Source organism: Pseudomonas sp. IT-P294, from assembly GCF_949767865.1.
Taxonomy (GTDB): domain Bacteria; phylum Pseudomonadota; class Gammaproteobacteria; order Pseudomonadales; family Pseudomonadaceae; genus Aquipseudomonas.
The window spans coordinates 167,201-180,184 of record NZ_CATKQW010000003.1 but is presented as its reverse complement, the minus strand read 5'-3'; the positions used below and the strand labels follow the sequence as shown (position 1 = coordinate 180,184).

General features: G+C 58.3%; 15 protein-coding genes and 1 tRNA gene. 7 read left to right on the top strand and 9 right to left on the bottom strand.

Translation table 11 applies throughout. The annotated features are described in order from the left end of the window. Positions 1-111 precede the first annotated feature (111 nt). Positions 112-438: a hypothetical protein gene (locus tag ACM6I0_RS03200; protein WP_414921429.1), complete on the top strand. Its 327-nt coding sequence runs from the start codon at positions 112-114 to the stop codon at positions 436-438. A 79-nt stretch (positions 439-517) separates the two neighbouring features. On the opposite strand, the gene ACM6I0_RS03195 is transcribed toward ACM6I0_RS03200, so the two are convergent. From ACM6I0_RS03195 to ACM6I0_RS03180, 4 genes are all read right to left on the bottom strand, one after another. After that, positions 518-970, bottom strand: a complete 453-nt coding sequence (locus ACM6I0_RS03195) for a hypothetical protein (protein ID WP_090176806.1) — start codon at positions 968-970, stop codon at positions 518-520. 6 nt (positions 971-976) lie between these two features. Next, on the bottom strand, positions 977-1,393 hold the full coding sequence (locus ACM6I0_RS03190; RefSeq protein ID WP_222589373.1) for a hypothetical protein: 417 nt from the start codon (positions 1,391-1,393) through the stop codon (positions 977-979). Positions 1,394-1,430: 37 nt separating this feature from the next. Then, a complete protein-coding gene (locus ACM6I0_RS03185; RefSeq protein ID WP_414921428.1) occupies positions 1,431-2,405 on the bottom strand; it encodes an alpha/beta fold hydrolase in 975 nt (324 codons plus the stop codon). A gap of 69 nt (positions 2,406-2,474) precedes the next feature. After that, positions 2,475-3,533 (bottom strand): PDDEXK nuclease domain-containing protein, encoded by a 1,059-nt coding sequence (locus ACM6I0_RS03180; RefSeq protein ID WP_414921427.1) that lies wholly within the window; start codon positions 3,531-3,533, stop codon positions 2,475-2,477. A 262-nt stretch (positions 3,534-3,795) separates the two neighbouring features. Between ACM6I0_RS03180 and ACM6I0_RS03175 the strand changes: the two genes are divergently transcribed. Next, positions 3,796-4,245 carry a carboxypeptidase regulatory-like domain-containing protein gene (locus ACM6I0_RS03175; protein ID WP_285433461.1) on the top strand — a complete coding sequence of 150 codons (450 nt, stop codon included), beginning with the start codon at positions 3,796-3,798 and terminating at the stop codon, positions 4,243-4,245. Between the two features lie 216 nt (positions 4,246-4,461). After that, on the top strand, positions 4,462-4,923 hold the full coding sequence (locus ACM6I0_RS03170; protein WP_285433463.1) for a carboxypeptidase regulatory-like domain-containing protein: 462 nt from the start codon (positions 4,462-4,464) through the stop codon (positions 4,921-4,923). A 171-nt stretch (positions 4,924-5,094) separates the two neighbouring features. Here ACM6I0_RS03170 and ACM6I0_RS03165 read toward each other — a convergent pair. The 5 genes from ACM6I0_RS03165 to ACM6I0_RS03145 form a co-directional block, all read right to left on the bottom strand. Continuing rightward, positions 5,095-5,170: transfer RNA gene (locus ACM6I0_RS03165), tRNA-Phe, on the bottom strand. Between the two features lie 103 nt (positions 5,171-5,273). Further along, complete coding sequence (locus ACM6I0_RS03160) at positions 5,274-5,546, bottom strand: oxidative damage protection protein (RefSeq protein WP_090176790.1); 273 nt, start codon at positions 5,544-5,546, stop codon at positions 5,274-5,276. Then, positions 5,543-6,610, bottom strand: a complete 1,068-nt coding sequence (gene mutY / locus ACM6I0_RS03155) for an A/G-specific adenine glycosylase (RefSeq protein ID WP_414921426.1) — start codon at positions 6,608-6,610, stop codon at positions 5,543-5,545. Before mutY ends, ACM6I0_RS03160 begins: the two co-directional genes overlap by 4 nt. Continuing rightward, on the bottom strand, positions 6,607-8,835 hold the full coding sequence (locus ACM6I0_RS03150) for an AsmA family protein (RefSeq protein ID WP_414921425.1): 2,229 nt from the start codon (positions 8,833-8,835) through the stop codon (positions 6,607-6,609). Before ACM6I0_RS03150 ends, mutY begins: the two co-directional genes overlap by 4 nt. Positions 8,836-8,913: 78 nt before the next feature. Then, positions 8,914-9,318 carry an acetyl-CoA sensor PanZ family protein gene (locus ACM6I0_RS03145; protein ID WP_414921424.1) on the bottom strand — a complete coding sequence of 135 codons (405 nt, stop codon included), beginning with the start codon at positions 9,316-9,318 and terminating at the stop codon, positions 8,914-8,916. A gap of 221 nt (positions 9,319-9,539) precedes the next feature. Here ACM6I0_RS03145 and ACM6I0_RS03140 point away from each other — a divergent pair, with 221 nt between their 5' ends. The 4 genes from ACM6I0_RS03140 (at position 9,540) to ACM6I0_RS03125 (ending at position 12,964) form a co-directional block, all read left to right on the top strand. Next, positions 9,540-11,204 carry an OFA family MFS transporter gene (locus ACM6I0_RS03140; RefSeq protein WP_414921423.1) on the top strand — a complete coding sequence of 555 codons (1,665 nt, stop codon included), beginning with the start codon at positions 9,540-9,542 and terminating at the stop codon, positions 11,202-11,204. Positions 11,205-11,474: 270 nt separating this feature from the next. Next, complete coding sequence (gene hisB, locus ACM6I0_RS03135; RefSeq protein WP_003218037.1) at positions 11,475-12,068, top strand: imidazoleglycerol-phosphate dehydratase HisB; 594 nt, start codon at positions 11,475-11,477, stop codon at positions 12,066-12,068. Continuing rightward, positions 12,068-12,706 (top strand): imidazole glycerol phosphate synthase subunit HisH, encoded by a 639-nt coding sequence (hisH, locus tag ACM6I0_RS03130; protein ID WP_414921422.1) that lies wholly within the window; start codon positions 12,068-12,070, stop codon positions 12,704-12,706. The genes hisB and hisH overlap by 1 nt, the downstream gene beginning before the upstream one ends. Then, positions 12,707-12,964, top strand: a complete 258-nt coding sequence (locus ACM6I0_RS03125; RefSeq protein WP_050682512.1) for a DUF2164 domain-containing protein — start codon at positions 12,707-12,709, stop codon at positions 12,962-12,964. Positions 12,965-12,984: the final 20 nt, after the last annotated feature.

Genomic DNA, 12,984 nt, shown 5'->3' with positions numbered 1-12,984 from the left:
TCTCTCATCTGACGTCAGTCACGATGCATTTGCGTGTGTTTGCCGTTTAAAGAGCTGCATGGAGCTAGCCCGGTCATTCAGCCAACCCATCGGGGCATCAAGGAGTCAGGCATGGCGTTTACGTCGGTTGTATTCAAAAACCCTCAAAACGGAGCCATGAAAGAAGCGCCAATCGGCTTCTCATGGACCGTGTTTTTCTTCGGCTTTTTCCCGGCATTGTTCCGCGGTGACATCAAGTGGGCGGCGATCATGTTCGTTATTGCCTGCTTCACGTTCAGCCTCAGCAACCTCGTTTTCATGTTCATCTACAACAGGCTGTATGTGCAGGACCTGATCGCTGCAGGCTTCAAGGCTCAGTCCATCGCTAAAGGCGAACTGGGTTATGCCAGCGCCAAACTGGGTTTTGAAATCCCGCGTCTGGAAGGTGTTGCTGCCTGATTGTGGTGTTGAAAGTTACAAAAAAAACGGCCGCTGTCAGTGATGACAAGCGGCCGTTTTTGTTTGCGAAGGCGAGTACTTACTCGGCCTTTTCTTCCTGCGCATCCAGCGCCTGGCGATAGCTGTCCAGCGCATCGCCGAAGTCGGTGATGAACTGTGGATCGGTCAGCCAGGCCTGTGCGGTATCGCGGTCCATGCCATCGGTCCACATGCGGTAGTCGATCAGCATGTCGGCGGCCAGGTGAGTGGCGGCCATGGCTTCGTTGTCGGCGTTTTCCATGTCCAGCAATTCTGGATGGTCGCTGATGATCCCGGCGAGGTCCGACAGCAGGATCTTCAGCATGTCGCCACGGCTGATGGCTTCCGCGTCGCGCATTTTGCTGAACATCGCCAGGGTGTATTCCGGGATCGGCTCGCCGATTTCCCCCAGGTCATCGTCCAGTGCGGCAGGTTTGCGGCCGTGGATATTGATTTGCTTGGCTTTGATCTTGGCGCGTTTGGCGCGTTTTTGCTGTTTGTTCAGGGAGGCCATGGGAACTCAGTTCGGTTTCTGTTGGGTTTGGGCTGCGATGGCGTCGGACGCCGCCACGTAGTCAGCCTGGAAGGCTGGTGATTCAATCCACGCCAGGGCGCCGGCTTCATCGACTTCGGTGGACCATTGGCGATATTCGATCAGCGCCGCGAGGATAAAGTCCATCGCGCCTTCTTCGCCTTCCTGTTCGTACACCAGTTCCAGCAGCGGGTCTTCGAGGAAGGCCACGCACATCGCTTGCTGGCTGGTTTTCTCGGCGTCGATCATTTTCTTGAACAGTTCGGTCAGGTCCACCGATTCGAAGTCGATGCGATCATCGTTCGGGTCCAGCTCGACCGGTGCGGCAGCCCGTTGGGTGCGGTTCTGCTTGGCCTTGGCTTTGGCGCGGGTGGCGCGTTTGTTCTGCTTGTTGGCGGAGGCCATGAGCGTCGTTCCGTAATTCGTTGAGTGGGCACAGGCGTCAGCTGCGTGGCACTCGCCGCCCGGGTGTGTCGGGGGCCAGTTCGCCGGTCTGCAGCCAGGACAATGCAATGGGCCATAGTGTGGCTTGGTATGCGCTGCGAAAAAAGGCGAAATGTCCGACTTCTTCTTCGCCGATGTCATGTGGCTCGATTCGCAAGTGAGTATTTGTGCTGTGGGTGAAGTAATCGAGCAGACGCTCGATGGCCGCGATGGTGCCGTAAGGATCGTCGCTGATGCTGATGGCGAGGGTTTTTGCGCTGACCCTGGCGAACGGCAGTTGGCCGTGTGTTGTGTGGGCCAGGCGGCCGCTGGGGCGCTTCTCGTAGCGATCGGTGGGCGTGCTCCAGTCACGGACGACGCCAGCGGGTGTATCTTCCAGCCAGCCGAGGCGTTTGCCGGGGAAATAGCCGTAAATCATCGTGACGAGAGGCATTACCAGGTGCCACTTGCCGAACATTCTCCAGCGATGGGCGGGCGCATAGTCGCGCCAGTAAGCAAACTGGGCACCTACGGTGACCAAATGCCGGATTACATGTCCTGAGGCTCCCAGGCCTGCTGCGCAGCCGCCAAAGCTGTGGCCGACGACATCGATGGGTTGTCCGGGGAATTCACGCTGAGCGCGCCTGAGCATCGCTTCAAAGTCCAGCGATCCCCAGTCGGTCCATGAGGCGTCGAGTTCCTTGAGCGATGCCGGGCGTGATTCACCGATGCCTCGGTAGTCAAACGTGATCACGTCGAAGCCGTTGGCAAACAGGTAATCAGCGAAACGCGAGTAGTGACGGCAACGCACGGAAGTGGCGGCGTTGATGATGACTACCGGGCGGGTTGTGTCCAGCAAGGCGTGCTGCCAGGTAAAACCGCCAAGGATGAAACCGTCAGCGGCCGCTTCCTTGAAGGGTTCGCCGGGAGTGGCCGTAGGCAATGGCGACTCGATCTGAGCGGACGGCAGTGCGGACGTGTCCTGCAGATTCATCTTTTCCGGACCTTTGCGGGTAGCTGCTAACGATAGTCTTCGCCTCGCTAATGGACAATCCGCGCGTATTTATCGGAGCTTCTGATTCGACAGTCGCACCTCTAAAGCTGCCCGCTCCCGATCCATTTCCGCTCGAAGTTCCTCCTCGCTCGGCAGCACCAGTTTGTATTTGCTGGCGAACAGCTGTTCATTTCCCTCTAGCACCGAGTACCGCACCACGGAGTCGTCCTTCTGCGCACAAAGGATGATGCCGACGGTCGGGCCATCTTCCGGCCCGCGTTTGAGGTCGTCGTACATGCGCACGTACATGTCCATCTGCCCTACATCCTGGTGAGTCAGTTCGCCGCGTTTGAGATCGAAGATGACGAAGCATTTGAGCAGGTAGTTGTAGAACACCAGGTCGATGTAGAAATCTTTGCTTTCGGTGCTGATGCGTTGTTGGCGGGCAATGAAGGCAAAGCCTTTGCCCAGTTCAAGCAGGAACGCTTGAAGCTGATGGATCAGTGCTTGTTCGAGATCGGTTTCCTGGGTCAGCCCCGCATTGGGTAATCCAAGAAACTCCAGCATCACCGGATCCCTGATGAAGTCCCGAGGATGCGCGTTCATGTTCTGAAGGTTGGTTGCTGCTTCCTGTTTGACGGCGGGGCGATCACGACTTGCCAGCAGTCGTTCGTAATACAAGGTATTGATCTGGCGCTCCAGGGCGCGGCTTGACCAGTTCTGGATGGCCGATTCGTTCATGTACCAGTGGCGTGCGTGTTCGTTATCGACACGCAGTAGCCTGCGGTAGTGGGTCCAGCTCAATTCGGAACGCAGTGCGTCCCAAATTCGAAAGGTCTGATAGAAATCCCGCATATATCGCAGGTTGCGCTCATCAAAGCCTTTTCCAAACTGTGCCGTGAGGGCTTTGGCGAGTGTTGGAAGCAAGCGCTTGCCGTACTCGGCCCGCCGAGCCCCCTCCTGCTCGAACTCGACAATATGCCGCCCGATCTGCCAGCAGGTGTGCACTTGAGCGGTATCGACCGCCCGAAGCACCGTAAGGCGTGCCTGGCGTATCAGTTCGCCGAGATTGCCCACCAGTGAAGTGAGTTGTGGATCTTGAGTGTTATCGGGTTTGACGAGGCTCATGGAGTCTTCCGCAGCTGGAGAGTCAGGCGAAAGAGAATGACAAGTAAGCACTCGTCGGCGATGCAGGGCGCGGCTGGAAAAGCGGAAGGAAGGGGTGGATTCGTTTTGCAGGAACCAACCGACTGCAGCACGTGATTCAGGAATACAACGTGTAGTCCGATTCGCAGTGAGCCCAAGTACCAATCAATCTAAAACTTGAGCATTCAACAAGAAATCTAAATGGATTAACGATTGGGTTCCGTGGAGCCCGGGAGTCGCCATCATGAAGTCCATCCATTCCCTCATGTTGCCCATCGCCGCTGTCGGTGTGCTGATGTTTCCCTCCATGACGTGGCCCGCCAGCATCGAGCCCATCGACAGCACAGGCGTGCAAATTCAGCGGCAGGAACAGAATGGGATTGCCTATCTGTCCGGCGGTATTGGCGAGGATGAAACGAAGGCCATTCAGCAAACGACCGGCTACAACCTGCACATGACCTTTACTACTGGGTCGGAAGGCAAATATGTGCCGGATGTGGAATTGGTTATCCAGAGTACGCAAGGTCAATCAGTGCTGACACTCAGTCAGGCAGGGCCGCTGGTTTATGTCCAGTTACCTGCTGGCAAGTACACCGTGGTCGCCACCCGTCACGGTGAGACAAAGCGCGACACGACAGATGTCGGCAAGGATAACGTGCGTAATCTGGTGTTCAACTGGAAGGGTGATGAGTGACGGTGGCAGTCCGTCGGCACTGCCTCTGGCCAAGTTGATCAGGCTTGCGTCGTTTGGCCACGCAGGATGAGTTGCCTCTAGGCACGCTCCCTTGGAATACGTCGTGTAGTCCTATTTGAGGCTCATCACAGTACTAATCGATATAAAACTTGAACGTCCCGTCAGAAATCTAAATGACGTAACGATAGGGTTCTGTAGAACCCGGGAGTCGTCATCATGAAACACATCCATTCATTGATACTGCCCATCGCTGCTGTCGGTGTGTTGATGTTTCCCTCCATGGCTCCGGCAATACAGCCGGGACCTGTTGACACCGCCGGTGTGCAGATTCAGCCAGAACAGCAGAATGGAATCAGATACCTGTCAGGAGGCATTGGTGAGGATGAGGCACGCTTCGTTCAACAATCTCATGGGTACAACTTGCACATGAGTTTCTCCATCGGACCTGCAAACGAATTTCTGCCCGACGTGAATGTGGTCGTTCAGAACGCACAAGGACATCCTGTGTTCAGCCTGGATCAGGCCGGCCCCTTGGTGTACGTGCAGCTTCCTCCGGGCAAGTACACGGTAGTCACCACGCGTAACGGCCAGGAACGGCGCAATACCGTGGACATCGGAAGCGGTCCGGCCCGTGACCTGAACCTTCACTGGACAGGCCAGCAATATGTCTCGGGCTAATAACTTCAAAAATGCAGTCATACAAAAAAACCGCAGGAAGCGGTTTTTTTGTAGGTGTCAGATGCGTCTGCCGATTTCCGCGGGGGAGGGCGGCTCGGCCCAAATCCCGGGCCTGATCAAATCCCGGGCATAAAAAAACCCTGAATCTTGCGATTCAGGGTTTTCGGTATTTGGTGCCCAGAGACGGAATCGAACCGCCGACACGGGGATTTTCAATCCCCTGCTCTACCGACTGAGCTATCTGGGCAACGGGGCGCATTAAACGGGTTTTTCAGGGGGTCGTCAAGCAAGTTTTCAAAAAATATTTAATTATTACCGTCGCTTACGTGTCGACCCCGGATTTTGATCAATTATTGAGCAGGTGGGACGTAGCCGTCAGCCTTGGCGTATTCCTCGCCGGAAAAGAACTTGTCCATCTCGCCCTGAAGGTATTTGCGGTCTTCGGCGTTCATCATGTTCAGGCGTTTTTCGTTGATCAGCAGGGTCTGGTGCTTTTGCCAGTCAGCCCAGGCCTTGGCCGAGACATGGTCAAAAATGTCCTGACCTTTTGCGCCCGGGAAGGGGGCTTTCTCCAGAGCGGGCAATTCTTCTTTGTACTTGCGGCACATGATGGTGCGGGTCATGACGACTCTCCTGCGTTCAATACGGCGGCCGCGCGTTCGAGCAAGGTTTTGACCGGGGCGGCAAGGCCCAGGCGCGGCGGGGTGGCGAGGTTATACCAGAGCCAGTCGGCCTCGGCCACGTGGTGGCCGGCCTCCTGGACCTGAACCAGCCAGGGTTCGATGGATAATTGAAAATGGCTGAAGGTGTGCACCAGGCTCGGCAGTGCCTGTTGGGTGCCCAGCTCGAGCGAGTGCTGCGAGGCCAGGTGTTGCAGGTCATCGAGGTCGTCGAGTTCCGGCAAGCTCCAGAGACCGCCCCACAAGCCCGTGGAAGGGCGACGGTAAAGCAGAATCGCGCCTTCGCCATTGGCGAGCATTGGCATCAGCGTGCGCTTCTGTGGCACCGCTTTGCGTGGCTTGGGGATCGGGTAGCGGGTTTCCAGGCCGAGCATGTGTGCTTCGCAGCCCTTTTCCAGCGGGCAAAGCAGACAACTTGGTTTGCTACGGGTGCAGAGCGTGGCGCCCAGGTCCATCATCGCCTGGGTGTAGGCGTTGATCCGGTCATGCGGCGTGAAGCGCTCGGCGTTCGCCCACAGCTGTTTAGCAACCTTCGGCTCGCCCGGATAACCCTCTTGTGCCGTAAACCGCGCCAGCACCCGTTTGACGTTGCCGTCGAGGATCGGCGCCCGCAGGCCCATGCTCAGGCTGGCAATCGCGCCCGCCGTGGACAAGCCGATGCCCGGCAGCTCAACCAGCTTTTCAACATCGCGCGGAAACTCGCCACCGTGCTCGGCGACGACAATCTTCGCGGTCTTCTGCAAATTGCGCGCGCGAGTGTAGTAACCAAGGCCGGTCCACAGGTGCAGCACTTCGTCTTCCGGTGCGGCGGCCAGGGCTTCGACCGTTGGCAGCGAAGCCATGAAACGGTCGAAGTAGTTCAGTACGGTGCTGACCTGGGTTTGCTGCAGCATGATTTCCGAGACCCACACCCGGTACGGGGTGATCCCCTGTTGCCAGGGCAAATCGTGGCGGCCGTGGCGGTCGTACCAATCCAGCACCGCCGATGAAAACTGCTCGGCTTTCATCGCTTGAACAGCCCCTTCAGTGCGTTTTTCAGTTCGGGGCTGACTTTGTCGCCAAGCTTCTCGTCGATTTTGTCGCTGAGCTTTTCGCCAGCCAGTTTGGCGGCGACCTGGCCCATGCGTTCGTTGTCCACGCGGCAGGCCTTGGCGCCCAGTTCCAGCGGGCCACGGCAGCGCAGCGGCCACTCGATGCCGACGTACTTTTCACCCACTTGGCAGGCCGGATCGGGCATGGCGCTGGTGTCGCCTTCGACGACGATGCCCACTCGATAATCCATGCCCAGCACTCGCAGGTCGACGTCGCCGTTGCCGTTGACGGTCATGCCCGGGATGCGCACTTTCAGGTCCGGGTTGCTGGCCACGCCGTTATGCAAGGTCAGGTTGCCTTTGAGTTCCTGGAACGGAGTGTCCTTGCCCTTCGGCTCGCCGCTGAGGGTTTTACGGTTCAGGGTGGCGATGCCTTTGCACAGTTGTTGCTCAAGGTTGGCGTTGAGCAATACGCCATTGTTGATGACAAAACCGGCGTTGCCGTTGAGGCTCTCGATCAGCGCTTTCTGGCTATTGCCGCTGGCGGTCAACGCACTGTTGAGCGTCACCAGTCCCTTGACCGGAGGCTTCTTGCCTTGGCTTTCGAGGATTTGTTCCACCGGTACTCGGGTGATGCGCGTTTGCATGGCCAGCGCCGGCACTTCCTGACGCACGTCCAGCGTGCCCTTGGTTTCGAAGTTGCCGTCGTACAGATCGCCGCGCAGGTTCTCCAGCGTCAGCAAGCCGCCCTGGCCGGTGGCCTTGAGTGCTGCGTTGCGGATCGGCAGTTTGTCGAGGGTCAACTCGCCGAAGGTCAGATCAGCGTCCACGTCGAGTTTGCTCAAGCGCTCTACCGGCAACAGGCGTTCGGTGCTCCACGCGGTTTTGGTCGGTGCTTCGGGCAGCGGGGTGCTGCCGGCACCGGCCATGGCGCTGGCTTCGGTGTTGGCCACTTCGGCCTGACGCACCTGCGTCGCGCTGTTGGCTTCGGCGGATTTGGGCGGCAGGTAGCGGTCGGCGTTGAAGGTGTCAGCCTTGAGCACTACGCGCAGTGATTGCTTGGCGAAATCCTCGACGGCGATGCGGCCACTGAAGCTGCTGTCATCGACTTTCAGGTTGATATTGTCGAAGGACACGCTGGTCGGCGTACCTGCCACACGGCTGACCAGCTCGACTTTACTCAGGCTGCCATCGGCCATGGTTGGAAGTTTCTGGCCGATGCTGTCAACGAATTTTGCCAGGTCGAATTGGGCAATCGAGATGGCCCCATTGATCTGCGGGGTCTTGTCGAGGTCGTTGACCTTCAACTCACCCAGCGCTCGCAACTGGTTGGCGGAAATCTTGATGCCGGTCCACTCGGCGACGTTAGCGGCTTTGTCCAGCAGCAACTGGCCCTGGGCGGCGAAGGTCATGGTTTTGCCTTGCAGTGGATCGCCAGCGACTTCGCCGGAGAGCTTCATGTCTTCGAATTTGTAGCGCTGCAGTGCGCGCTCGAAGCGCAACTCGCCATTGAGCTCGGTACGGACACGCAAGACCGGCTGGTTAGTGCCCAGGAATGCTGTGAGTTTGACCGGGATGTTGGTCGAGTCATGGACCGGGCCGGTGCTCAACTGGATGCTTTCGGCGCTGAACTGCTTGCCGGTTTTCTCATCGTTGTATTCAACGCGGGCGTTGTTCACGGTGAGGCTGTCGATGTCCAGGCGCGCCGGCTGCGGCGGCTTTTCTACCTGGACGGTGGTTTGCGGGGCAGGGGCGGACTGGTCAGAGGTGGCTGGTGGTGTGGCCGGCACGGCGGACGGGACTTTGCCGATGTCTTCCCAGTTGCCATGGCCATCCTTGTCGCGGTTCAGGCGCAGGTTCAGGCCTTCGACGCGCACATCGCTCATCTGCACCTCACGGCGCAGCAGCGGCAAAACCCGGACAGAGAGGCCGAGCATCTGCAAGTCAGCGAACGGCTCGGTGGGCTTGGCCAGGGTCGCGACACTGGCTTCGTGCAGTTCCAGCCCCAGCCACGGGAACAGGCTCCAGCCGATATCGCCATTGAGCGTCAGCTCGATGTGGGCCTTGTCGCGGGCAATCTGGCGAATCTCGTCTTTGTAGTCGTTGGGATCGAAGAGGTGGGTCAGGGCAAAGCCCAGCGCCACAATGATCAGCAACAGCCCGAGAAGTACCAGACCCAGGATTTTGCCGAACGCTTTCATGGGCGAGTCCTTGTATTTAGTCGAATTCGAAATTTAGCCGGGGAGTATAGCGCTCCAAAGCGCACGACCGGTCAGCGATCACACCGGCAGTTCATCGAGCGCAACCTTCAGCTTGGCGGCCAGCGCTTTTACTTCGAGATGCCCGGCCGGTGCCAGCAAATGCAGGACCGCACCTGATTGCGCCGCCATTTTCTGTGCTTCATTCACCAGACGTTCGGCCACACCGCGACGACGGGTAATTTTTCGTACGCATAATTGGGACAGGTGCCAGACACCAGGGTGCCGTTGCAAACGAGCCGCGCCGAGCAGCCGATCATTGAAACGTCCGGCAATCAGTGAACCGTCGCGCAGGCAGCCTTCAATCAACTGCATGTCCCCTGAAAACGGGGCAAACAGCCAGTCCGGGGCATCGCGATAGATCTTCTGCAGATCTTGCTGATCCTGATAAGTGGCTTCGTTCAGCAGCTCGACAATGATCGGCATGGTGGTTCCTTCAGTGGTACGAGAACAGATGACAGACAAAAGGTGATATCACTTTGGTTTTTCTGTCACGTACAGATGTTAACCTCTCTCAGTTCGTCCGTCCTTCCGCGGCGTGATGTCGCACCAAAAGGGAGCTTCCCCGAAAAAACAGCCATGCGTGCGCATAAAGGCTGAGGGGGAAGAATGGCTGGCGAACTCTACTAATAATTGGGGGATACACAATGACAACGAGCATCACGGCGGACGGCCTCAGCGCCGATCAGCCCGCGTTCCTGTCCAAGGAACGCATCATCGCCAAGCCCGGTTTCAACCGTTGGCTGGTGCCACCTGCCGCATTGGCCATCCACCTCTGCATCGGCATGGCCTACGGCTTTTCGGTGTTCTGGTTGCCACTGTCCAAAGCCCTGGGTGTGACCGCTCCAGTGGCTTGCGCGCCGGACATGAGCTTCATCTCGCAGGTTTTCTCGTCGCAATGTGACTGGCCGATCTCGATGCTCGGCTGGATCTACACCCTGTTTTTCATCTTCCTGGGCTGCTCGGCAGCAATCTGGGGCGGCTGGCTGGAACATGCCGGGCCGCGCAAGGCTGGCGTCGTGTCGGCGCTGTGCTGGTGTGGCGGTCTGCTGATTTCCGCGCTGGGGGTTTATACCCACCAGATCTGGTTGATGTGGATCGGCTCCGGGGTCATTGGCGGTATCGGCCTGGGCCTGGGTTACATCTCGCCCGTCTCGACCTTGATCAAGTGGTTCCCGGACAAGCGTGGCATGGCCACCGGCATGGCGATCATGGGGTTTGGTGGTGGTGCGATGGTCGGTGCTCCGCTGGCCGCGGCCCTGATGGGCCACTTCGCTTCGCCAACCAGCGTCGGCGTGTGGCAGAGCTTCCTGGTGATGGCCGCGATCTACTTCGTGTTCATGATCGGCGGCGCACTGTCCTACCGCGTTCCGCCTACCGGCTGGAAGCCTGAAGGCTGGACCGTCCCGGCGAAAAAAGCGTCGAACGCGATGATCACTCATCGTCACGTCCACGTGAATGTGGCGTGGAAAACCCCGCAGTTCCGTCTGGTGTGGCTGGTGCTGTGCCTGAACGTATCCGCCGGTATCGGCATCCTTGGCATGGCGTCGCCGCTGTTGCAGGAAGTGTTTGCCGGTAAATTGCTGGGCAACAATCTAACGTTCGGTCAGCTGGACGCTGCGCAACTGGCCTCGATTGCGGCGATTGCTGCCGGTTTCACCGGTTTGCTGAGCCTGTTCAACATCGGTGGCCGGTTCTTCTGGGCTTCGTTCTCGGACTACCTGGGTCGCAAAAACACCTACTTCGTGTTCTTCGCCCTCGGTTTCGCACTGTATGCGCTGATCCCCAACCTCGGTCACCTGGGCAACGTTGCGCTGTTCGTGGCGGCGTTCTGCATCATCCTGTCGATGTACGGCGGTGGTTTTGCGACGGTGCCGGCTTACCTGGCAGACCTGTTCGGTACGCAAATGGTTGGCGCGATCCACGGTCGTCTGTTGACCGCGTGGGCGGCGGCGGGCGTATTGGGTCCGGTGTTGGTGAACTACCTGCGTGAATATCAGCTGAGCATCGGCGTTGAACGTGCCGCGGCTTACGACATCACCTTGTACATCCTCGCAGGGCTGCTGGTGCTGGGTTTCCTGTGCAACCTGATGGTGCGCCCGGTAGCCGATAAGTACTTCATGAGCGACGCTGAACTCGCTGCTGAACAGGCGCTGGGTCACGACAAGGGTGCCGATGCGACCACCGTTCTTGAATGGAAAGCCGCGCCAGGCACCAAGCCGCTTGCGATCGCTGCGTGGCTGGTGGTGGGCATTCCGTTGGCGTGGGGTGTCTGGGTCACCCTGCAGAAAACTGCGGTCCTGTTCCACTAAGTCGCCTGCCTAACGCATAACCTGTGGGAGCGAGCTTGCTCGCGATAGCGGTCTTACAATCGACAGAAATGTTGAATGTGATGGCCTCATCGCGAGCAAGCTCGCTCCCACATTTGTTTGAGGTGCCTTCAATTCCGCTTGTATGGACATGTCTATCCCCGACAGCACGGAATTCACTCCGTCAGTCATATCACCTCTCGTGTTTCTGTTTCGCGCCCGCCCCCCTATAATGGCTGCCTTTTTCGCCCAATGATTTTTGCGGAGCTGGTGATGGCCGAACGTAAGGCGTCAGTCGAGCGCGACACTCTGGAAACCCAGATCAAAGCCTCGATCAACCTGGATGGCACCGGAAAGGCCCGATTTGATATCGGTGTTCCTTTTCTTGAGCACATGCTGGACCAGATCGCCCGTCACGGGCTGATCGACCTGGATATTGTCAGCAAGGGCGACCTGCATATCGACGACCACCACACCGTGGAAGACGTCGGTATCACCCTGGGTCAGGCCTTTGCCAAAGCCATCGGCGACAAAAAAGGCATCCGTCGTTACGGTCACGCCTATGTGCCGCTCGATGAAGCGCTGTCGCGCGTTGTTATCGACTTTTCCGGCCGTCCTGGCCTGCAGATGCATGTTCCCTACACCCGCGCCACCGTTGGCGGCTTCGACGTTGACCTGTTTCAGGAATTCTTCCAGGGCTTCGTCAACCATGCGCTCGTGAGCCTGCACATCGACAACCTGCGCGGCACCAACACCCACCACCAGATCGAAACCGTGTTCAAGGCTTTCGGCCGCGCGCTGCGCATGGCCGTCGAGCTCGATGACCGCATGGCCGGTCAGATGCCCTCGACCAAAGGCGTTCTGTAATGCAGACGGTCGCGGTTATCGATTACGGCATGGGCAACCTGCACTCGGTGGCCAAGGCCCTCGAGCACGTCGGTGCCGGCAAGGTGCTGATCACCAGCGATGCCGATGTGATTCGCGAAGCCGACCGGGTGGTTTTTCCCGGTGTCGGCGCGATTCGCGATTGCATGGCGGAGATCCGTCGCCTGGGCTTCGATGCGCTGGTGCGCGAAGTCAGCCAGGACCGCCCGTTCCTCGGCATCTGCGTCGGCATGCAAGCCTTGCTCGACAGCAGTGAAGAGAACGATGGCGTCGATTGCATCGGACTGTTCCCGGGCGCGGTGAAGTTCTTCGGCAAAGACCTGCATGAAGACGGCGAACACCTGAAAGTCCCGCACATGGGCTGGAACGAAGTGAAGCAGACGGTGAGTCACCCGCTGTGGCACAACATTCCAGACCTGGCGCGTTTCTACTTCGTGCACAGCTACTACATCGCCGCCGGCAATGCGCGGCAGGTGGTGGGTGGCGGTCACTATGGTGTCGATTTCGCCGCAGCGCTGGCCGATGGCTCGCGTTTCGCCGTGCAGTTCCACCCGGAGAAGAGCCATACCCATGGCCTGCAATTGCTGCAGAACTTCGCCGCGTGGGATGGTCGCTGGTAAATGGCCGTCAAGAAGAAGCCACCGATCCTGACCCTCACTCCCGAACAGGAGAACGAGGCGAACCAGAAGATCAAACGCTTCATGGAAGATCGCTTCGAACTGGACCTGGGTTCGTTCGAAGCGGCTGAAATCCTTGAGCTGTTTACCCGTGAAATTGCGCCGCATTATTACAACAGGGCGATTTTCGATGTGCAGACGCACCTCAAAGAGAGGTTCGAAAGCATCGAAAGCGACTTGTGGGCGCTCGAGAAAAACTGATTTCCGAGCGAAGCTGAACA

What these genes read in the sequence shown, in the direction of transcription:
- ACM6I0_RS03150 (WP_414921425.1), bottom strand. Translation starts at nt 8,835, where the DNA reads ATGAAAGCGTTCGGCAAAATCCTGGGTCTGGTACTTCTCGGGCTGTTG.
- ACM6I0_RS03170 (WP_285433463.1), top strand. Translation starts at nt 4,462, where the DNA reads ATGAAACACATCCATTCATTGATACTGCCCATCGCTGCTGTCGGTGTG.
- mutY (WP_414921426.1), bottom strand. Translation starts at nt 6,610, where the DNA reads ATGAAAGCCGAGCAGTTTTCATCGGCGGTGCTGGATTGGTACGACCGC.
- ACM6I0_RS03140 (WP_414921423.1), top strand. Translation starts at nt 9,540, where the DNA reads ATGACAACGAGCATCACGGCGGACGGCCTCAGCGCCGATCAGCCCGCG.
- ACM6I0_RS03200 (WP_414921429.1), top strand. Translation starts at nt 112, where the DNA reads ATGGCGTTTACGTCGGTTGTATTCAAAAACCCTCAAAACGGAGCCATG.
- ACM6I0_RS03175 (WP_285433461.1), top strand. Translation starts at nt 3,796, where the DNA reads ATGAAGTCCATCCATTCCCTCATGTTGCCCATCGCCGCTGTCGGTGTG.
- hisB (WP_003218037.1), top strand. Translation starts at nt 11,475, where the DNA reads ATGGCCGAACGTAAGGCGTCAGTCGAGCGCGACACTCTGGAAACCCAG.
- hisH (WP_414921422.1), top strand. Translation starts at nt 12,068, where the DNA reads ATGCAGACGGTCGCGGTTATCGATTACGGCATGGGCAACCTGCACTCG.
- ACM6I0_RS03145 (WP_414921424.1), bottom strand. Translation starts at nt 9,318, where the DNA reads ATGCCGATCATTGTCGAGCTGCTGAACGAAGCCACTTATCAGGATCAG.
- ACM6I0_RS03125 (WP_050682512.1), top strand. Translation starts at nt 12,707, where the DNA reads ATGGCCGTCAAGAAGAAGCCACCGATCCTGACCCTCACTCCCGAACAG.
- ACM6I0_RS03190 (WP_222589373.1), bottom strand. Translation starts at nt 1,393, where the DNA reads ATGGCCTCCGCCAACAAGCAGAACAAACGCGCCACCCGCGCCAAAGCC.
- ACM6I0_RS03185 (WP_414921428.1), bottom strand. Translation starts at nt 2,405, where the DNA reads ATGAATCTGCAGGACACGTCCGCACTGCCGTCCGCTCAGATCGAGTCG.
- ACM6I0_RS03160 (WP_090176790.1), bottom strand. Translation starts at nt 5,546, where the DNA reads ATGACCCGCACCATCATGTGCCGCAAGTACAAAGAAGAATTGCCCGCT.
- ACM6I0_RS03180 (WP_414921427.1), bottom strand. Translation starts at nt 3,533, where the DNA reads ATGAGCCTCGTCAAACCCGATAACACTCAAGATCCACAACTCACTTCA.
- ACM6I0_RS03195 (WP_090176806.1), bottom strand. Translation starts at nt 970, where the DNA reads ATGGCCTCCCTGAACAAACAGCAAAAACGCGCCAAACGCGCCAAGATC.